This window comes from Caldovatus aquaticus, from assembly GCF_019458025.1.
Taxonomy (GTDB): domain Bacteria; phylum Pseudomonadota; class Alphaproteobacteria; order Acetobacterales; family Acetobacteraceae; genus Caldovatus; species Caldovatus aquaticus.
In genome coordinates this window covers 43,717-61,579 of record NZ_JAHZUY010000007.1, presented here as the reverse complement: position 1 = coordinate 61,579, position 17,863 = coordinate 43,717, and the positions used below count along the sequence as shown (strand labels likewise).

Genomic DNA, 17,863 nt, shown 5'->3' with positions numbered 1-17,863 from the left:
CGCCCGGGGCGCCCGTTTCCCCGACAATCGGAGTGAGCGCACGCATGCTGACCGTTGGCGACAAGTTTCCGGCCTTCCGGCTGACCGCGGTGAAGGCCGGCAAGGAGGGCCTCGGCGGGCCCGGCCGGTCCTTCGCCGAGATCACCAGCGAGTCCGATCCCGGCAAGTGGAAGGTCGTGTTCTTCTGGCCGAAGGACTTCACCTTCGTCTGCCCGACCGAGATCGCGGCCTTCGGCAAGCTCGCCGGCGAGTTCGCGGACCGCGACGCGGTGGTCTACGGCGTCAGCACCGACAGCGAGTTCGTGCACCTCAACTGGCGCCTTCACAACGACGACATCCGCGACCTCGCGATCCCGATGCTCGCCGACGTGAAGCGCGAGCTGTCCTCGGCCCTCGGCATCCTCGACAAGGCCGAGGGCGTGCCGCTGCGCGCGACCTTCATCGTGGACCCCGCCGGGACGATCCAGTGGGTGTCGGTCTATGGGCTGAACGTCGGGCGCAACCCGCAGGAGGTGCTGCGCGTGCTCGACGCGCTGCAGACCGACGAGCTCTGCCCCTGCAACTGGGAGAAGGGCAAGGAGACGCTGAAGCCCGAGGAGCTGTTCGGCCAGGCGGCGTGAGCGCGGGCGGGCCGGGCGCCCCCGGCCCGCCCCGCCCCCGCGCGGCGCCGCTGCGCGCGCCAGCCCCCGCCCCTTCCGGACCCAAGGAACCGTCCGCCATGTCGCTCGAAGCCCTGCGCAACCGCCTGCCCGACTACGCCAAGGACCTGAAGCTCAACCTCTCGGCCCTCGCCGCCGAGCCGGCGCTGACGCCGCAGCAGCTCGCCGGAACCTTCCTCGCCGCCGCGCTCGCCGCGCGCAACGCCGAGGTCGCCGCGGCGATCGCCGCCGAATTCGCCCCACGCCTCTCGCCCGAGGCGCTGAACGCCGCCAAGGCCGCGGCGGCGATCATGGGCATGAACAACGTCTATTACCGCTTCACCCACCTGGTCGGCGGCGACTACCGCTCCATGCCGGCGCGGCTGCGCATGAACGTGATCGCCCGCCCGGGGGTGGAGAAGGCAGATTTCGAGCTCTGGTCGCTCGCCGTCTCGGCCGTCAACGGCTGCGGCGCGTGCATGGAGGCGCACGAGAGGGTGGTGCGCGAGGCCGGCCTGTCGAAGGAGCAGGTGCAGGCCGCGGTGCGCATCGCCGCCGTGGTGCATGCGGTGGCGACGGTGCTGGACGCCGAGGCGGCCCTCGGCGGCGCCGCGCCGGCGGCGGTCGCGCAGGCGGCGTAGCGCCCCCGCGCCCGGGCGGGGGCGGGGCGCTCAGCCGCCGTATCCCGCCTGGCGCGGAAGCCAGAGCGCGATGCCCGGGAAGGCGATCAGCAGCGCCGTCCCCAGCGCCAGCATCAGCATGTAGGGCAGGATGCTGCGGTTGACCTCGGCGAGCGGCGCGCCGGTGATCGCCTTGATGACCACCAGGTTCATCGCCACCGGCGGGCTGATCAGCGCCATCTCCAGGCTGAGCGTCAGCAGCACCCCGTACCACACCTTGTCGATGCCGAGCCCGGCCATCACCGGCAGGATCGCCGGCATGGTGAGGAGGATGATCGAGAAGCTCTCCAGCACCAGGCCGAGCAGGAACAGCAGCACCATCATCGCCACCAGGAACCCGGTGCGGCCGAGCCCGAGATCGGCGACCAGCGCCACCAGCTCCTGCGGCACGCGCAGCTTGGTCAGCATGTAGCCGTAGATCGCGGCGCCGGCGATGATCATCAGCAGCATCGCCGAGGTGCGCGTCGCCTCCTGCACTCCCTCGAGCAGGTCGCGCCAGGAAAGCGCGCGGTAGATCAGCGCGGCGACGATCAGCGCCCAGAGCGTGCCGGTGCCCGCCGCCTCGGTCGCGGTGAAGACGCCGAAGTAGATGCCGCCCAGGACGAAGAAGGGCAGCGTCAGGCTCCAGCCGGCGCGGCGCAAGGCGGCGGAGGCGCGCGCCGGCGGCGGGTCGCCGGGCGGCGCCTTGGCGTGGCCCTCGGTGAGGAAGACCCAGGCCGCGAACATCGCCGCCATCATCAGCCCCGGCACCACGCCGGCGAGGAACAGCGCGCCGACCGAGCTCTCCGTCACGTAGGCGTAGAGCACCATCGGCGCCGAGGGCGGGATCAGGATGCCGAGCGTCCCGCCCCCCGCCACCACGCCGAACGCCCCACGGCGCGACATGCCGTAGCGCAGCATCTGCGGGATGGCGATCTTGCCCACCGTCAGCGCGGTGGCGACCGAGGAGCCGCTGATCGCGGCGAACACGGTGCAGGCGGCGACGGTCGCGATGCCGACCCCGCCGCGCACGCGCCGCAGCAGCGCGAAGGCGGCGCCGTAGAGGTCGTCCACCACCCGCCCGCGAACCATCACGTGCGCCATCAGCATGAAGAGCGGGATCGCCACCAGCAGGTAGCCGTCGAGCTGGCCGACCACCAGCTCGCCGAGCGCCGGCAGGCCGCCCTCGACCCACAGCAGCATTGCGAGCGGCAGCAGGAACAGCGCCGCGAACATCGGCAGGCCGAGATAGAGCAGCGCGATCAGCGCCGCGAGCAGCAGCAGGAAGGTCACGCCGGCGCTACTCCCCGCGCGCGAGGCTGTCGCGCGGCAACCCGTCCTCGTCGTGCGGCAGGCAGGGCGGCTCGCGCCCGGCAAGCAGCGCCAGCGCCTGCACGAGCGCGACCAGCAGCAGCACCGAAGCGCCGATCGGCAACAGAGCGTGGATCCACCACTGCGGCACGCCCTCGATGTCGGTCATCAGGCCGACCAGGCGGCTGAAGGCGACCGCCTCGAGGCCAGCGTCGAGCAGGATCGCCGCCACCGCGGCCACCGACACCACGCCGAGCAGGCGCGCGAGCCGCGCGAGGCGCGGGCCGATCCGGCCGACGGCGATGTCCACCCCGATGTGCTCGAAGCGTCGCTGCGCCTCGGGCGCGCCGAGCAGCACCAGGGCCACCACCAGCCAGCCCGCCGCCTTGTCGATCCAGGGCTGCGGCGCGCCGAACAGGTAGCGCGCCGCCACCGACCAGCAGATCAGCGCGAGGCACAGCACCGTCGCCAGCGACGCGACGGCGCCGGCGAGGCGCGCGGCCAGCGCCGAGAGGCGCTCCAGCGCCCTCACAGCGCCTGCATCAGCTCGAGCACGCGCCGCCCGTTCTCCGGCGCGAGGCGCAGGAAGGCCTCCATCACCGGCGGCTGCATGCGGGCCTTCCACGCCTCGGCCTCCTCCGGCGTCTGCTCGTGGATGGTCATGCCCCTCGCGCGCAGTTCGCCGACGGCGGCGGCGGCGGTCTCCTCGGTGACGCCGATCTGGTCCTGCTCGGCCTGGCGCGCCGCGGCCTCGATCGCCTGGCGCTGCTCCGGCCTGAGGCCGTTCCACCAGCGCGGGTTGACATAGACGTGGCTGATCACCGCGAAGTAGGGGGCGACGGTGCCGTAGCGCTGGAATTCGTAGTAGCGGCGCGAGACGGCGGCGGAGACGTCGGTGAGGCCGGCGTCGAGCACGCCCGACTGCAGCGCCTGCGGCACCTCCGGCCCCGGCATGGCGGAGGGGGCGGCCCCCACCGCGCTCAGCGCGTGGTCGGTCAGCGGGTTGAGGCCGCGGATCTTGAGGCCGCGGAAGTCCTCGACCGAGACGATCGGCTTGCGGTTGGAGGTGAAGATGCTCATCCGCGTGGTGTAGAGCCACATCAGGTTGCGCACCTGGCGCCGCTCCAGCAGCCCCTCGAGGAATTTCGCCGCTTCCGAGCCGGCGATGAACCTGCGGATGCGCGCGAGGTCGGTGAAGAGGTAGGGGATGGTGGGGGCGTTCATTTCCGGGATGGTGGTGCCCCACTGGAAGTTCACCGCCGCCGCCGCCTCGAAGGCGCCGCGCGCGACGCCGGGGAAGTTCTCGCCCGCCTTGGCGAGCTGCTCGGCGGGGAAGACCTGCACCTGCACGCTGCCGCCCGAGCGCCGCGCAACGTCCTCGGCGAAGGCGGCGATGACGCGGGCATTGTGGTGCGCCGGCGGATACTGATGCGAAAGGCGCATGACGGCGGGGACGCCCTGGGCGCGGGCGGCGCGGATCAGCGCCGGCGCGGCGAGGGCGGCGGCACCCGGCAGGGCGGCGAGGAGGAGGCCGCGGCGGCTCGGCATGGCGTCGTTCTCCCGAAGGTCCCGGCGGCGGTGCCGCGCGGGATCCGTTCCGGCGCAGGTTTGGGCGAGGCGGCGCCCGGGGTCAACGGCGTCCGCGGCGGCGCCGGGGACGCGCGCCGGCCGGCCCCGCCACGCTGTTTGCGCCGCGCCCGCCCCATACTACCCTCGCCCTCCGCGCCGCGGCGGCGCGCGGCGGAGCAAGGAGGAACGACCATGCCCGGCAAGGCCGGCGGGACGGCCGCGTGAACGATCACACCACCGCGCCCTCTTCGGCCCGCGACGAGCGGCAGCGCCGCCCTCCGCGGCCCGGGCCGCGCGGGCGCGTGGCGACGCCGGAGGCGCGCGCCGCGGTGGCGGGCCTGCTCGGCGACCTGCCGCTGCGGCCGGACCTGCTGGTCGAGCACCTGCACGCGATCCAGGACCGCGAGGGCTGCCTGCGCGCCGGCCGCCTGGTCGCGCTCGCCGAGCTCCTGCGCCTCGCCCCGGTCGAGGTGTTCGAGGTGGCGAGCTTCTACGCGCATTTCGACATCGTCGCGGACGACGCACCGCCGCCGCCGCCCGTCACCATCCGCGTCTGCGACGGCCTGCCCTGCGCGATGGCCGGGGCGGAGGAGCTGCTCGCCGCGCTCAGCACCGCCCCGCCCGCCGGAGCGCGCGTCCTCGCCGCGCCCTGCATGGGCGCCTGCCACCGGGCGCCGGCGGCGAGCGTCGCGCGGGGCGGGCGCTGCGGCCGCGTCGAGCACGCGACGCCGGAGCGGATCGCGCGCGCCGCGGCGGAGGGCGTGCCGCAGCCGCCCCGGGCGCCCCTGCCCCCCTACCGGTGGGCGGTGCTGCGCGCGACGCGCGAAGGCCGCCTGTCGCGCGACGCCGTGCTGCGCGCGCTGGAGGAATCGGGGCTGCGCGGCCTCGGCGGCGCGGGCTTCCCGGCGGCGCGCAAGTGGCGCGCCGTGCTCGCCCAGCCGGGACCGCGCCACGTCGTCGTCAACGCCGACGAGGGCGAGCCCGGCACCTTCAAGGACCGCGACTGCCTGGAACGCGACCCCCGCCGGGTGCTGGAGGGCATGCTGCTCGCCGCGCACGTGATCGAGGCCGAGGCGTGCTGGATCTACCTGCGCGACGAGTATCCCGATCTGCGCCGCGACCTCGCCGCCGAGATCGCCGCGCTGCAGGCGGAGGGGATGGCGGCCGGCACGGCCATCCACCTGCGCCGCGGCGCCGGCGCCTACGTCTGCGGCGAGGAGACGGCGCTGCTGGAGAGCCTGGAGGGCAGGCGCGGCTACCCGCGCCACAAGCCCCCCTACCCCGGCGAGCGCGGCCTGTTCGGCCGCCCGACGCTGATCCACAACGTCGAGACGCTGTGGTGGCTGCCGGAGATCCTCGGCACGCCGGACGGCGCCGCCCGCTTCGCCGGCGCGGGCCGGCGCGGGCGCGGCGGCAAGCGGCTGTTCAGCGTCTCCGGCCGCGTGCGCCGCCCCGGCGTGGTGGAGGCGCCGGCCGGGGTCACGGCGCGGGAGCTGATCGAGGAGTTCTGCGGCGGCATGGCGGAGGGCCACCGCTTCGTCGCCTACCTGCCGGGCGGCGCCTCCGGCGGCATCCTGCCGGCGGCGATGGCCGACCTGCCGCTCGACTTCGGCACGCTGGAGCCGCACGGCTGCTTCGTCGGCTCGGGCGCCGTGGTGGTGCTGTCCGACCGCGACGACCTCGCCGCGGCGGTGCGCAACCTGGTGCGCTTCTTCCGCGACGAATCCTGCGGGCAATGCACGCCCTGCCGCGTCGGCACGGCGAAGGCGGCGCGGCTGCTCGAGGCGCCGCGCTGGGACCGCGCGCTGCTCGAGGAGCTGGCGGCGGCGATGGCGGACGGCTCGATCTGCGGCCTCGGCCAGGCGGCGATGAACCCGGTGCTGTCCGTGCTGCGCTTCTTCCCGGAGGCGGTGCCGTGACCGATGCGATCCGCTTCACCCTCGACGGCCGGGAGGTGGAGGCCGCGCCCGGCGAGACGATCTGGGAGGCGGCGACGCGCCTCGGCGTCGAGATCCCGCATCTCTGCCACCTGCCGCGCCCGGGCTACCGGCCGGACGGCAATTGCCGCGCCTGCCTGGTGGAGATCGAGGGCGAGCGCGTGCTCGCCGCCTCCTGCATCCGCGCCCCGGCGCCGGGGATGGCGGTGCGCACGGCGAGCCGGCGGGCGCGGCACGCGCGGCGGATGGTGTTCGAGCTGCTGCTCGCCGACCAGCCGGACGCGGCGGCGCGCGACGCGACCGGCGGCTTCGCGCGCTGGGCGGCGAGGCTCGGCGTCACGCGCTCACGTTTCGCCCCGGAGCCGGAGCGCCCGGCGCCCGACCTGTCGCATCCGGCGATGGCGGTGCAGCTCGACGCCTGCATCGCCTGCGGCCTCTGCGCGCGCGCCTGCCGCGAGGTGCAGCACAACGACGTCATCGGCCTGGCGCGGCGCGGCATCGGCGTGACGGTGGCCTTCGACCTGCTCGACCCGATGGGGGCCTCCTCCTGCGTCGCCTGCGGCGAATGCGTCCAGGCCTGCCCGACCGGCGCGCTGCTGCCGAAGAGCGTGCTGAACGAGACCTGGCGCCGCGGCGCGCCGGCGGAGCGCGAGGTGGCGAGCGTCTGCCCCTATTGCGGCGTCGGCTGCCAGGTCGGCTTCCGCGTGCGCGAGAACCGGATCGTCGAGGTGGTCGGGCGGGACGGGCCGGCCAACCGCAACCGCCTCTGCGTCAAGGGCCGGTTCGGCTTCGACTACGTCGCGCATCCGGATCGCCTGACGCGGCCGCTGGTCCGCATCGAGGGCGCGGCGAAGGACCCGGCCGACTGCCTCGACCCCGCCCGCGCGCGGACGAAGTTCCGCGAGGCGAGCTGGGAGGAGGCGATGGAGCGCGCCGCCGCCGGCCTCGCGCGCATCCGCGACACCCACGGGCCGGGCGCGCTGGCCGGCTTCGGCTCGGCCAAGGGCTCGAACGAGGAGGCCTACCTGTTCCAGAAGCTGGTGCGGACCGGCTTCGGCACGAACAACGTGGACCACTGCACCCGGCTCTGCCACGCCGCCTCGGTCGCGGCGCTGCTGGAGGGGATCGGCTCCGGCGCCGTCACCGCGCCCTTCACCGCGGCCGCGGACGCCGACCTGATCCTCGTCATCGGCGCCCGGCCGACCGAGAACCATCCGGTCGCCGCGACCTTCCTCAAGGACGCCGCGCGCCGCGGCGCCACCCTGGTGGTGGCCGATCCGCGCGGCAACGGCCTCGACCGCTTCGCCGCCGAGGTGCTGCGCTTCGCGGCGGGCAGCGACGTCGCGCTGCTCAACGCGCTGCTGCACGTGGTCGTGACCGAGGGGCTCTACGACCGCCAGTTCGTCGCCGCCCGCGTCGATGGCTTCGAGGCGCTGCGCGCGCACCTCGCCGCCTACGGCCCGGAGGCGATGGAGCGCGTCTGCGGCGTGCCGGCGGCGCAGCTCCGCCGCGTCGCGCGGCTCTACGCGCGGGCGCGGGCGGCGCTGATCCTCTGGGGCATGGGGATCAGCCAGTCGGTGCACGGCACCGACAACGCGCGCGCGCTGATCGCGCTGGCCCTGCTCTGCGGCCAGGTCGGGCGGCCGGGGACGGGGCTGCATCCGCTGCGCGGCCAGAACAACGTCCAGGGCGCGTCCGACGCCGGGCTCATCCCGATGATGTTCCCGGACTACCGCCGCACCGGCGATAGCACGGCGCGGGCCTTCCTCGAGGAGCTGTGGGGCGCGCGGCTCGATCCCGACCCCGGCCTGACGGTGGTGGAGATCCTCGATGCCGCCCTGCGCGGCGAGATCCGCGGCATGTACATCATGGGCGAGAACCCGGCGATGTCCGACCCCGACGCGGCGCACGCGCGCGCCGGGCTCGCCCGCCTCGAGCACCTCGTCGTGCAGGACCTGTTCCTGACCGAGACCGCGGCGCTCGCCGACGTGGTACTGCCCGCCTCCGCCTGGCCGGAGAAGGACGGCACCGTCACCAACACCAACCGCCAGGTCCAGATGGGCCGGAAGGCGGTGGAGCCGCCCGGCGAGGCGCGTCAGGACCTCGCCATCATCGTCGAGATGGCGCGCCGCCTCGGCCTCGGCTGGTCCTACGCGCATCCGCGCGAGGTCTTCGCCGAGATGGCGCGCGCCATGCCCTCCCTCGCCCACATCACCTGGGAGCGGCTGGAGCGGGAGGGCAGCGTCACCTATCCCTGCCCCGCCCCCGACGCGCCCGGCGAGGAGATCGTGTTCCGCGACCGCTTCCCCACGCCGGACGGGCGCGCGCGCCTGGTGCCCGCCGGCCTTTCCGACCCCGGCGAGATGCCGGACGCGGAGTTCCCCTTCATCCTCAGCACCGGGCGCGAGCTCGAGCACTGGCATACCGGGGCGATGACCCGCCGCGCCGCGGTGCTGGACGCGCTGGAGCCCGCGCCCACCGCCTCGCTCGCCCCGGCGGAGCTGCGCCGGCTCGGCCTCGCCCCCGGCGCGAGGCTGCGTGTCGCGACCCGGCGCGGCGCGGTCGAATGCACCGCGCGGGCCGACCCGGCGGTGCCGGAAGGGATGGTGTTCATGGCCTTCGCCTATCGCGAGGCGGCAGCGAACCTGCTCACCGATCCCCGGCTCGATCCCCTGGCCAAGATCCCGGGCTTCAAGTTCTGCGCGGCACGGGTCGAGCCGGCGTGAGCCGGCGGCGGGCGGGGCCGGGCACGCTCCCCATTGCCCGCCGCCCCGCTTGACGCGATGCTGGCCCCGTCCGGACTGCCCCCAGGCGAAGGAGGTGGCGCGACCGTGACCCGGCCCCGCGCGATTGACTGCGACCTGCACCCGACGCCGGCCGGCCTCGCCGCGCTCGTCCCCTACCTCGAGCCCTACTGGCGCGACAGCGTCGAGGAGCGCGGCATGGAGGCGCTGGAGAGCGCCTCCTACCCGCCCAACGCGCCGATCACCGCGCGCGCCGACTGGCGCCCCAGGGGCGGCCGCGCCGGCGCCACCCTGGCGCAACTGCAGGCCGAGGCGCTGGACCGCTTCGGCGCCGGCATCGGCATCCTCAACTGCCTCTTCCCGGTGCAGCTCCCCTTCAGCGAGGACATGTCGGCCGCCTTCGCGCGCGCGCTGAACGACTGGGTGCGCGCCGAGTGGCTGGACCGCGACCCGCGCCTGCGCGCCTCCATCGTGCTGCCGATGGCGAGCCCGGAGCACGCGGTGGAGGAGATCGAGCGCCTCGCCCCGGACCGGCGCTTCGTGCAGGGGATGATCCTGGCGATGGGCGAGGTCCCGGCGGGCCGCCGGACCTTCTGGCCGGTCTATGCGGCGCTGGAGCGGCACGGCCTGCCGCTCGCGATCCACGCCGGCAGCGCCTACCGCCATCCGGTGACCTCGGTCGGCTGGCCCTCCTGGTACCTGGAGGACTACGCCGCGCACCAGCAGGGCTTCCAGAGCACGCTGGCGAGCCTGGTGACCGAGGGCGTCTTCGCCAAGTTCCCGGGCCTCAAGGTGGTGCTGCTCGAATCCGGCGTGAGCTGGCTGCCGCCCTTCCTCTGGCGCCTGACCAAGACCTGGAAGGGCGTGCGCTTCGAGGTGCCCTGGGTGGACCGGCCGCCGGCCGAGATCGTGCGCGACCACGTGCGCCTGACGGTGCAGCCCTTCGACGCGCCCGACGATCCCGACCTGGTGCGCCGGCTGCTCGACCACCTGCGCTCGGACGAGCTGCTGCTCTGGGCCTCGGACTGGCCGCACTGGCAGTTCGACGGCGACGCCGTCGCGCCGCCCGGCCTGCCGGCCGATCTCCTGCCGAGGATCATGGTGGACAACCCGCTCGCCACCTATGCGCGGCTGCGGGAGGAGGGAGTGCCGTCATGAACGTCGTCCGCCCCATCGCGGCGCCCGGGCGCCCCGCCGTCGCGACGCTCGGCCTGTTCGACTGCGACATCCACCCGCGGCCGCTGAGCCTGGAGGAGTACCGGCCCTGGCTCTCGGCGGAGATGTGGCACCGGCTCTCGACCTACGGCATCCGGCCGCGGCACGGCTTCGCCAAGGGCTATCCCTTCCCCAAGGCGGCGCCGCTCGCGAGCCGGCGCGACGCCTGGCCGCCCGGCAAGGTGCCGGCCTCCGACCTCGACTTCCTGCGCGCCCAGCACCTCGACTTCCACGGCATCGACATCGGCGTGCTCAACCCGCTGCAGCCCTCCGGCCAGGGCGACCAGAACGACGCCTTCAGCGCCGCCATGGCCTACGCGGTGAACGAGTGGCAGCTCGAGCGCTGGCTCAGGGACGAACCGCGGCTGCGCGCCTCCGTCGTCGTGCCCTACGAGGACGGCGAGGCGTCCGCGCGCGAGATCCGCCGCCGCGCCGGCGACCGCCGCTTCGTCCAGGTGCTGCTGATGAGCCGCACCGCCGAGCCGCTGGGGCGCAAGCGCTACTGGCCGATCTACGAGGCCGCCTGCGAGGCCGGGCTGCCGGTCGCCTTCCACGCCTTCGGCTACTCCGGCTGGGCGATGACCAACGGCGGCTGGCCGAGCTTCTACATCGAGGAGGTGAGCGAGCACGCCACATCCTGCCAGTCCCAGGTCATCAGCCTGATCGTCGAGGGCGTGTTCGAGCGCTTCCCGAGCCTCAGGATCCTGATGATCGAGTGCGGCTTCGCCTGGATCCCCTCGGTCGGCTGGCGGCTCGACAAGCACTGGCGGAAGCTGAAGGACGAGGTGCCGCACCTGAGGCGCGCCCCCTCGGAGTACCTGCGCCAGAACTTCTGGGTCTCGACCCAGCCGATGGACGAGCCGGAGCGGCCCGAGCACCTGCTCGACGTGATGGAGTGGATCGGCTGGGACCGCATCCTCTACGCCAGCGACTACCCGCACTGGGACTTCGACGACCCGCGCACCGCCTTCCCCGCCTTCATCCCGCCGGAGCGGCGGCGCGACATCTTCGGCGCCAACGCGCGCGCGCTCTACGGCATGCCGGCGGCCTGATGGCGGCGCGCTACGTGGTGGCGCCGGCGGCGGAGATCCCGCCCGGCGCGCGCAAGGTGGTGGAGGCCGGCCAGGGCCGGCGCATCGTCGTGTTCAACCTCGGCGGCGAGTTCTTCGCCCTGCTCGACCGCTGCCCGCACCAGGGCGGGCGGCTCTCGGAGGGCAAGCTCTGCGGCCTGGTCGAGAGCGACGAGCCGGGCGTGTTCCGCTACGGGCGCAAGGGCGAGATCCTGCGCTGCCCCTGGCACCAGTGGGAGTTCGACATCCGCACCGGCCGTTCCTGGCATGACCCGGAGCGCACCCGGGTGCGCGCTTTCCCCGCCCGCGTCGAGCGGGGGGCGGTGCTCCGGGAAGGCATCCCCGCGGTGGAGACCTTCCCGGTGCGGGTCGAGGACGACTACGTGGTGGTCGAGGCGTAGCGCCGCCGGAGGGGCGCGCGCCTCAGATGTCGAGGAAGACCGTCTCGCCCTCGCCCTGCAGGCGGATGTCGAGCCGCCACTCGCCGGGCGCGCCGGTCGGGCGCGCGATCAGCGTGGCGCGGCGCGCGGGCGTGACGGCCTGCAGCACCGGGTCGGTCTCGTTCAGCGCCTCGCCCTCAAAGTAGAGGCGCGTGACGAGGGGCTTCAGCAGGCCGCGCGCGAAGATCGAGAGCACCACGTGCGGCGCCTGGGTCTGGTTGCCGCGGCCCGGCACCGGGCCGGGCTTCAGGGTGACGAAGCGGAACATGCCGTCCGCATCGGTGCCGCAGCGGCCGAAGCCGTGGAAGGCGCCGTCGTAGCGGCCCTCGGGGTCGGCCTGCCAGATCTCGACCATGGCGTCCGCGACGGGCGCGCCCTGGCCGTCGGTGACGCGGCCGGTAAGCACGATGCGCTCGCCGCCGGCGACGCCCGCGTTCGGCCCGTCGGCCCGCAGCAGGTCGGCCCATTCGGGGAAGTCGATCAGGTGCCAGTACGGCCCCGCCGTCTGGCTGGCGGTCGCGGCGGTCATGTCAGTGCGCTCCGTCGTTCTCGAAGGGCGTGGCCTCGCGGCCGCGCAGCACGATGTCGAAGCGGTAGCCCAGCGCCCATTCCGGCTCGGTGATGTCGAGGTCGAACCGGGCGATCAGCCGCTCGCGCGCCGCCGCGTCGGCGATGCCGTTGAAGATCGGGTCGTAGGCGAGCAGCGGGTCGCCCGGGAAGTACATCTGGGTGATCAGCCGCTGCGCGAAGCCCGCGCCGAACAGCGAGAAGTGGATGTGCACCGGGCGCCAGGCGTTGGGATGGTTGCGCCAGGGATAGGCGCCGGGGCGGATGGTGGTGAAGCGGTAGCTCCCCTCCTCGTCGGTGAAGACCCGCCCGCGACCGAGGAAGTTGGGGTCGAGCGGCGCGTCGTGCTGGTCGCCGGGGTGGTGGTAGCGGCCGGCGGCGTTCGCCTGCCAGACCTCGACCATCGCGCCGCGCACCGGGCGGCCGTCCTCGTCCAGCACGCGGCCGGCGACGATGATGCGCTCGCCGAGCGCCGCCTTGCCGTTCAGCGTCGAGAGGTCGGCGTGCGGCGCGTACCAGGCGGGCGAGAAGCGCGGGCCGCTGACCTCGGTGAGGGTGTGCGGCACCCGCACCAGCGCCTGCTTCGGATGGCGGTGGTGCGTGCTGCCATAGGCCGGCACGTCGTAGGGCGGCTGCGTGGCCGGGTCGGGCCGGCGGTAGCCGGTGGGGTCGGTCATGCTCGGGCTCCTTGCGGTAGCGCGGTCACCTGCGGGCGACCCCGGAACGGGGTCGGCGGTCCAAGATCCTTGCGGCCGCGCCGCACGCCTGCCAACGGGGATCGGGCGCCCGCGGCGCGGCCCCGATCGCCGCGGGGCCGGCCGGGCCGTGACGCCTCGCCGCCGGGGGCGGGCGGGGAATTCGAGCGGGCGGAGGTCCGATCAGCGAGAGCGTCAGCGGCAATTTCCGTGCCGGGGGCGGGCGGGGAATTCGAGCGGGCGGAGGTCCTCTCATCGGCTCTTCGCGCAACCACACCTCGGGCGGCCCAGAGGAGATTGTTGCCTGCCGCGGGGAGCGCACGAGCGTCCGCCCCCAGACCTTGCCCGGGCGCGCCAGCCCGCACTGTTTTCGTACGAGTAGCCGGCGCGTGGCCTTCAGGCCTTGCGGTGGATCAAGGCATCCCCCGGCGCGTTGCCTCCCCATGCCGCCCCGACCAGGAGGAGACCGGCCATGCCGCGCACCATGAAGGCCGCCGTGTTCGTCGAGCCCGGCCGCATCCAGCTCCGGGAGAAGCCCATTCCGGAGGTGGGGCCCCTGGACGCCCTGCTGCGCATCACCACGACGACGATCTGCGGCACCGACGTCCACATCCTCAAGGGCGAGTACCCGGTGGCGAAGGGGCTGACCATCGGCCACGAGCCGGTCGGCGTGATCGAGCGTCTCGGCTCCGCCGTGCAGGGCTACCGCGAGGGCCAGCGGGTCATCGCCGGCGCCATCACGCCCTCGGGCCATTCCAACGCCTGCCTCTGTGGTTTCTGCTCCCAGGACGGAGCGGGGACGAAGCACGGATGGAAGCCGATCGGCGGCTGGAAATTCGGCAACACCATAGACGGCTGCCAGGCGGAATACGTGCGGGTGCCCGACGCGATGGCGAACCTCGCGCCGGTGCCGGACGGGCTGACGGACGAGCAGGTGCTGATGTGCCCCGACATCATGTCCACCGGCTTCGGCGGCGCGGAGAGCGGCGCGATCCGCATCGGCGACGCGGTGGCGGTCTTCGCCCAGGGCCCGATCGGCCTGTGCGCCACGGTGGGCGCGAGGCTGATGGGCGCCACGACGATCATCGCCGTCGAGCGCGTGCCGGAGCGGATGGCGGTGGCGAAGCGCCTCGGCGCCGATCACGTCGTGGACTTCACGCAGGAAGACCCAGTGGAGGCGATCCGCCGCATCACCGACGGGCGCGGCGTGGACGTCGCGATCGAGGCGCTCGGCACCCAGGCGACCTTCGAGGCGTGCCTGCGCGTGCTGCGCCCGGGCGGCACGCTCTCCTCGCTCGGCGTCTATTCCGGCGACCTGCGCATCCCGCTCGACGCCTTCGCCGCCGGCCTCGGCGACCACCGCATCGTCACCACGCTCTGCCCCGGCGGCAAGGAGCGGATGCGGCGGCTGATGGAGGTGATCGCGAGCGGCCGCGCCGACCTGCGGCCGCTGGTGACGCACCGCTTCAGGCTGGACCAGATCGAGGAGGCCTACGACCTGTTCAGCCACCAGCGCGACGGCGTGCTGAAGGTGGCGATCACGCCCTGACGCCCCCGCGGCCGGGCGGGTCAGGCGTTCGGCCGCAGGATCTGCCGCAGCACGCTGCCTTCCGCGAGGCGGTCGAAGCCGGCGTTGATCTCCTCGAGCCCGAGGAAGCCGCTGCGCAGCCGCTCCACCGGCAGCTTGCCGCGCTTGTAGAGGCCGAGGAAGCGCGGGATGTCGCGCTCGGCGACGCAGCTTCCCATGTAGCTGCCGCGGAGCGAGCGCTCGTCGGTGACGAGCTCCGCGTGCAGGTAGGAGAAGGTCGCCTTCGCGTCCGGCAGGCCGGCGCTGATCGTGCTGCCGCCGCGCGCGGTGATGGCGGCGGCGAGCTGCATGGCGGGGATGCTGCCCGCGGTCTCGATCACCGTGTCGAGGCCGCCCTCCGTCGCCTCGCGCACCTTCTTCGCGCAGTCGGGGTCGGTGGCGAGGAAGGTGTCGGTCGCGCCCCACTGGCGGGCGAGGCCGAGCTTCTCCGGGTTGGTGTCCACCGCGACGATCCGCTCCGCCCCCGCCGCCACCGCGGCGAACAGCGCGTTCATGCCGACGCCGCCGAGCCCGACCACGGCGATGTTCTCGCCCGGCCGCAGCCCGGCGGTGTTGAACACCGCGCCGGCGCCGGTCATCACCGCGCAGCCGAAGATCGCCGCGTCCTCGAGCGGCACGGAGGGGTCTATCTTGACCGCGGAGCGGCGGTGCACCACCGCGTACTGCGCGAACAGCGACAGGCCGCTGCCGTGGTTGACCGGCGTGCCGTCGAGCCGGCGGATGCGACGCGCGCCGGAGAGCAGCGTGCCGGCCGCGCGCGCCGCGAAGCCGCTCTGGCAGATGTTCGGGCGCCCGCGCACGCAGTAGCGGCACTCGCCGCAGCTCGCGACGAAGACGGTGATGACGTGGTCGCCGGGCCTGAAGCCGGTGACGCCGGGGCCGACCTCGCGCACGATGCCCGCGCCCTCGTGCCCGATGACGATGGGGAGCGGGCGCGGGCGGATGCCCTCGATCGCCGACAGGTCCGAATGGCAGAGGCCGGCGGCGGCGACCTCGATCAGGATCTCGTCCGGGCCGGGCCCCTCCAGCTCCACCTCCTCGACGACGAGCGGCCTGGTCTCCGCATAGGGGCGCTTGAGGCCCTGCTCGAACAGGATGGCCGCCTTCATGCGCATCGCTATCGTCCCCCCCTTCCCGGCGGCCGGCGCTGCCTGCGCCGCGCCGCGTCTGCCCCGCCCTACCCGGCGGCCGCCTCGCCTTCCCCGGCGCCCAGCACCTCCGCGCTGTGCTCGCCGAGGCGCGGCGCGGCGCGGCGGATGCGCGGGCGCTCGCCGTCGAAGGAGAGCGGCAGGGCGACGAGGGAGAAGTCCTCGCCCGGCACCGGCTGCAGCATCTCCATCGCCGTGGTCTGCGGCTCCGCCAGCACTTCCGGAATGGTGTTGATCGGCGCGCAGGGCACGCCGGCGGCGACCAGGCGCTCCAGCCACTCGGCGCGCGGGCGCGTGCGCAGCACGGCGGCGATCTCCGGCAGCAGCTCCGCCTTGTGGGCCAGGCGCTGGCGGTTGGTGGCGAAGCGCGGATCCTCCGGCCAGTCCGGGCGCCCGGCGACGGCGGCGAACCTGGCGAACAGGCGGTCGTTGCCGCAGCAGACGAGGAGCGGCGCATCCGCCGCGTCGAAGGCCTGGTAGGGCACGAAGTTCGGGTGCCCCGAGGCGTGGCGCTCCGGCAGCTTGCCCTGGTTCACGTAGGCGCTGATCTTCTGTCCGGCCCAGAGCAGCGCGGTCTCGAACAGCGAGGTGTTGACGACGCCGCCGCGCCCGGTGCGGTGGCGCCGCTGCAGCGCGGCGAGCGCGCCGATCACCGTCCACATGCCGGTGCCCTGGTCCACCACCGAGGCGCCCATGCGCACCGGCGGCCCGTCCGGCTCGCCGGTGATGCTGGAGAGGCCGCAGAAGGCCTGGAACAGCGGCTCGTAGCCGGGGCGGAGCCGCAGCGGCCCCTTGTGGCCGAAGGCGCCCATCGCGCAGTAGATCAGCCGCGGATGGCGGGCGCAGACCTCCTCCGGCCCGAGGCCGAGCGCCTCCGCCGCGCCGGGGCGCAGGTTGTGGATCAGGATGTCGGCGGTCTCGAGCAGGCGGTGCAGCGCCTCCCGCCCCGCCGCCGACTTCAGGTCGAGCACCACCGAGCGCTTGCCGCGGTTGAACTCGTGGAAGTTGAGCGCGTCGCCGTGGCGGAAGGCGGGGCCCATCTGGCGCGCGTCGTCGCCGCCCCCGGGCTTCTCGACCTTGATCACGTCGGCGCCGAGATCGGCGAAGATCGTCCCGGCGAAGGGGCCGGAGAGCACCTGGCCGATCTCGACGACGCGCACGCCCGCGAGCACGCCGCCACCGTCATCCGCCATGCCGCGTCACTCCGCCGCCTTCGCCGGGCGCGCGCGGCGGTAGGCCGTGAGCGAGCCGCTGTGGATCAGGCGGCCCGAGAGCTTGCGGCCGATGATGCGCTCCGCCATGCGCCCGCACTCGATCAGCGCCTCGAGGTCGATCCCGGTCTCGATGCCGAGCTCGTGGCAGAGGAAGACCATGTCCTCGGTGCAGATGTTGCCGGCCGCGGTGGCGTCGCCATGGCTCGCGAAGGGGCAGCCGCCGAGCCCGGCCACCGAGCTGTCGAACAGGTCCACCCCCATCTCCAGCGCCGCAAGCACGTTGGCCGCGCCGAGGCCGCGCGTGTCGTGCAGGTGCAGCCCGATGCGCACCTCCGGCAGCGCCTCGCGCACCATGCCGACCAGGCGGCGCACCGAGTCCGGATTGGCCCAGCCCATGGTGTCGGCGAGGAAGAACTTCGGCAGCTTCTGGCCGTATTCGCGGCACAGCGCGTCGGTCCAGCGCGCCAGCTCGACGACGCGCGCGGGCGGGATCTCGCCCTCGTAGTTGCAGCCGAAGGCGGCCATCACCAGGGCGTTGTCGATCGGCAGACCCGCCTCGGCGTAGAGCTCCATCCAGCGGCGCTGGCGCTCCTTCATATCCTCGGCCGAGCAGCCGTTGTTCCGGCGCGCGAAGGCGTCGGAGGCGTAGAGCGAGAGCTTGGCGGAGAGGTCCACGTTGGGGGTGCGCCGCGCCCGCTCGAAGCCCTGCTCGTTCAGCCACAGCGCGGCGTAGTGCACGCCCGGCTTGCGCCGGATGGCGGCGAAGAGCTGCTCCGCGTCGGCCATCTGCGGCACGTGCTTCGGGCTGACGAAGGAGGCGACCTGGATGTATTTCAGCCCGGTCTCGGCCAGCGCCTCGACCAGCGCGACGCGGTCGGCGAGCGGGTAGATCCGCTTCTCGATCTGGAAGCCCTCGCGCGGGCCCTCCTCGCGGAACTCGACGAACTTCGGACGGTCCGACATCGCTGCTCCTCCCGGCCGCGCCCCCCGGGGCGCGCCCGCCGCGGGCACCAGCATAGCGCGCCCGCCGGGCGGCGACAGGCCCCGGGGCGCGAGGCGTGCCGCCAG

The 17,863-nt window shown here is 74.2% G+C and carries 16 protein-coding genes; 8 read left to right on the top strand and 8 right to left on the bottom strand.

Annotated features, from left to right (window positions below; translation table 11 throughout):
• Positions 1-44: 44 nt before the first annotated feature.
• Positions 45-620: a peroxiredoxin gene (locus tag K1J50_RS05065; RefSeq protein WP_220116351.1), complete on the top strand. Its 576-nt coding sequence runs from the start codon at positions 45-47 to the stop codon at positions 618-620.
• 98 nt (positions 621-718) lie between these two features.
• Positions 719-1,279 (top strand): carboxymuconolactone decarboxylase family protein, encoded by a 561-nt coding sequence (locus tag K1J50_RS05060; protein WP_220116350.1) that lies wholly within the window; start codon positions 719-721, stop codon positions 1,277-1,279.
• A gap of 30 nt (positions 1,280-1,309) precedes the next feature.
• Here K1J50_RS05060 and K1J50_RS05055 read toward each other — a convergent pair whose 3' ends face one another.
• Genes K1J50_RS05055 through dctP form a run of 3 tightly spaced genes read right to left on the bottom strand, consistent with a single transcriptional unit; the run spans position 1,310 to position 4,156 of the window.
• Complete coding sequence (locus tag K1J50_RS05055) at positions 1,310-2,590, bottom strand: TRAP transporter large permease (protein WP_220116349.1); 1,281 nt, start codon at positions 2,588-2,590, stop codon at positions 1,310-1,312.
• A 7-nt stretch (positions 2,591-2,597) separates the two neighbouring features.
• Positions 2,598-3,140: a TRAP transporter small permease gene (locus tag K1J50_RS05050; protein ID WP_220116348.1), complete on the bottom strand. Its 543-nt coding sequence runs from the start codon at positions 3,138-3,140 to the stop codon at positions 2,598-2,600.
• Positions 3,137-4,156: a TRAP transporter substrate-binding protein DctP gene (gene dctP / locus K1J50_RS05045; RefSeq protein WP_220116347.1), complete on the bottom strand. Its 1,020-nt coding sequence runs from the start codon at positions 4,154-4,156 to the stop codon at positions 3,137-3,139. The genes K1J50_RS05050 and dctP overlap by 4 nt, the downstream gene beginning before the upstream one ends.
• 242 nt (positions 4,157-4,398) lie before the next feature.
• Here dctP and K1J50_RS05040 point away from each other — a divergent pair, with 242 nt between their 5' ends.
• The 5 genes from K1J50_RS05040 to K1J50_RS05020 all read left to right on the top strand — a co-directional run bounded on the left by K1J50_RS05040 (position 4,399) and on the right by K1J50_RS05020 (position 11,544).
• Positions 4,399-6,096, top strand: coding sequence for an NADH-ubiquinone oxidoreductase-F iron-sulfur binding region domain-containing protein (locus K1J50_RS05040; protein WP_220116346.1), 1,698 nt, complete (start codon positions 4,399-4,401; stop codon positions 6,094-6,096).
• Positions 6,093-8,840, top strand: coding sequence for a formate dehydrogenase subunit alpha (gene fdhF, locus K1J50_RS05035; protein ID WP_220116345.1), 2,748 nt, complete (start codon positions 6,093-6,095; stop codon positions 8,838-8,840). Before K1J50_RS05040 ends, fdhF begins: the two co-directional genes overlap by 4 nt.
• Before the next feature lie 105 nt (positions 8,841-8,945).
• A complete protein-coding gene (locus tag K1J50_RS05030) occupies positions 8,946-10,016 on the top strand; it encodes an amidohydrolase family protein (protein WP_220116344.1) in 1,071 nt (356 codons plus the stop codon).
• Positions 10,013-11,125 (top strand): amidohydrolase family protein, encoded by a 1,113-nt coding sequence (locus K1J50_RS05025; RefSeq protein WP_220116343.1) that lies wholly within the window; start codon positions 10,013-10,015, stop codon positions 11,123-11,125. Before K1J50_RS05030 ends, K1J50_RS05025 begins: the two co-directional genes overlap by 4 nt.
• The gene (locus tag K1J50_RS05020) at positions 11,125-11,544 is read left to right on the top strand and encodes a Rieske (2Fe-2S) protein (protein WP_220116342.1); all 420 of its coding nucleotides are present in this window, start codon (positions 11,125-11,127) and stop codon (positions 11,542-11,544) included. Before K1J50_RS05025 ends, K1J50_RS05020 begins: the two co-directional genes overlap by 1 nt.
• A 22-nt stretch (positions 11,545-11,566) precedes the next feature.
• Here K1J50_RS05020 and pcaG read toward each other — a convergent pair whose 3' ends face one another.
• Together pcaG and pcaH are read right to left on the bottom strand one after the other, a co-directional pair.
• On the bottom strand, positions 11,567-12,112 hold the full coding sequence (gene pcaG / locus K1J50_RS05015; protein WP_220116341.1) for a protocatechuate 3,4-dioxygenase subunit alpha: 546 nt from the start codon (positions 12,110-12,112) through the stop codon (positions 11,567-11,569).
• A 1-nt stretch (position 12,113) separates the two neighbouring features.
• Positions 12,114-12,827: a protocatechuate 3,4-dioxygenase subunit beta gene (gene pcaH / locus K1J50_RS05010; RefSeq protein ID WP_220116340.1), complete on the bottom strand. Its 714-nt coding sequence runs from the start codon at positions 12,825-12,827 to the stop codon at positions 12,114-12,116.
• 490 nt (positions 12,828-13,317) lie between these two features.
• Here pcaH and K1J50_RS05005 point away from each other — a divergent pair, with 490 nt between their 5' ends.
• Entirely contained in the window at positions 13,318-14,394 is a 1,077-nt protein-coding gene (locus K1J50_RS05005) for an NAD(P)-dependent alcohol dehydrogenase (RefSeq protein ID WP_255574939.1), read from the top strand.
• 20 nt (positions 14,395-14,414) lie between these two features.
• On the opposite strand, the gene K1J50_RS05000 is transcribed toward K1J50_RS05005, so the two are convergent.
• The 3 genes from K1J50_RS05000 to K1J50_RS04990 form a co-directional block, all read right to left on the bottom strand.
• Positions 14,415-15,542 (bottom strand): zinc-dependent alcohol dehydrogenase family protein, encoded by a 1,128-nt coding sequence (locus tag K1J50_RS05000; protein WP_255574938.1) that lies wholly within the window; start codon positions 15,540-15,542, stop codon positions 14,415-14,417.
• Positions 15,543-15,610: 68 nt separating this feature from the next.
• Entirely contained in the window at positions 15,611-16,774 is a 1,164-nt protein-coding gene (locus K1J50_RS04995; protein WP_220116338.1) for a CaiB/BaiF CoA transferase family protein, read from the bottom strand.
• A gap of 6 nt (positions 16,775-16,780) precedes the next feature.
• Entirely contained in the window at positions 16,781-17,758 is a 978-nt protein-coding gene (locus K1J50_RS04990) for a hydroxymethylglutaryl-CoA lyase (RefSeq protein WP_220116337.1), read from the bottom strand.
• Positions 17,759-17,863 lie beyond the last annotated feature (105 nt).

Excerpts from the sequence above, each read along its gene's own strand:
- dctP (WP_220116347.1), bottom strand. The coding sequence starts at position 4,156 with ATGCCGAGCCGCCGCGGCCTCCTCCTCGCCGCCCTGCCGGGTGCCGCC.
- K1J50_RS04995 (WP_220116338.1), bottom strand. The coding sequence starts at position 16,774 with ATGGCGGATGACGGTGGCGGCGTGCTCGCGGGCGTGCGCGTCGTCGAG.
- K1J50_RS05025 (WP_220116343.1), top strand. The coding sequence starts at position 10,013 with ATGAACGTCGTCCGCCCCATCGCGGCGCCCGGGCGCCCCGCCGTCGCG.
- K1J50_RS05000 (WP_255574938.1), bottom strand. The coding sequence starts at position 15,542 with ATGAAGGCGGCCATCCTGTTCGAGCAGGGCCTCAAGCGCCCCTATGCG.
- K1J50_RS05060 (WP_220116350.1), top strand. The coding sequence starts at position 719 with ATGTCGCTCGAAGCCCTGCGCAACCGCCTGCCCGACTACGCCAAGGAC.
- K1J50_RS05005 (WP_255574939.1), top strand. The coding sequence starts at position 13,318 with ATGCCGCGCACCATGAAGGCCGCCGTGTTCGTCGAGCCCGGCCGCATC.
- pcaG (WP_220116341.1), bottom strand. The coding sequence starts at position 12,112 with ATGACCGCCGCGACCGCCAGCCAGACGGCGGGGCCGTACTGGCACCTG.
- pcaH (WP_220116340.1), bottom strand. The coding sequence starts at position 12,827 with ATGACCGACCCCACCGGCTACCGCCGGCCCGACCCGGCCACGCAGCCG.
- K1J50_RS05065 (WP_220116351.1), top strand. The coding sequence starts at position 45 with ATGCTGACCGTTGGCGACAAGTTTCCGGCCTTCCGGCTGACCGCGGTG.
- K1J50_RS05020 (WP_220116342.1), top strand. The coding sequence starts at position 11,125 with ATGGCGGCGCGCTACGTGGTGGCGCCGGCGGCGGAGATCCCGCCCGGC.
- K1J50_RS04990 (WP_220116337.1), bottom strand. The coding sequence starts at position 17,758 with ATGTCGGACCGTCCGAAGTTCGTCGAGTTCCGCGAGGAGGGCCCGCGC.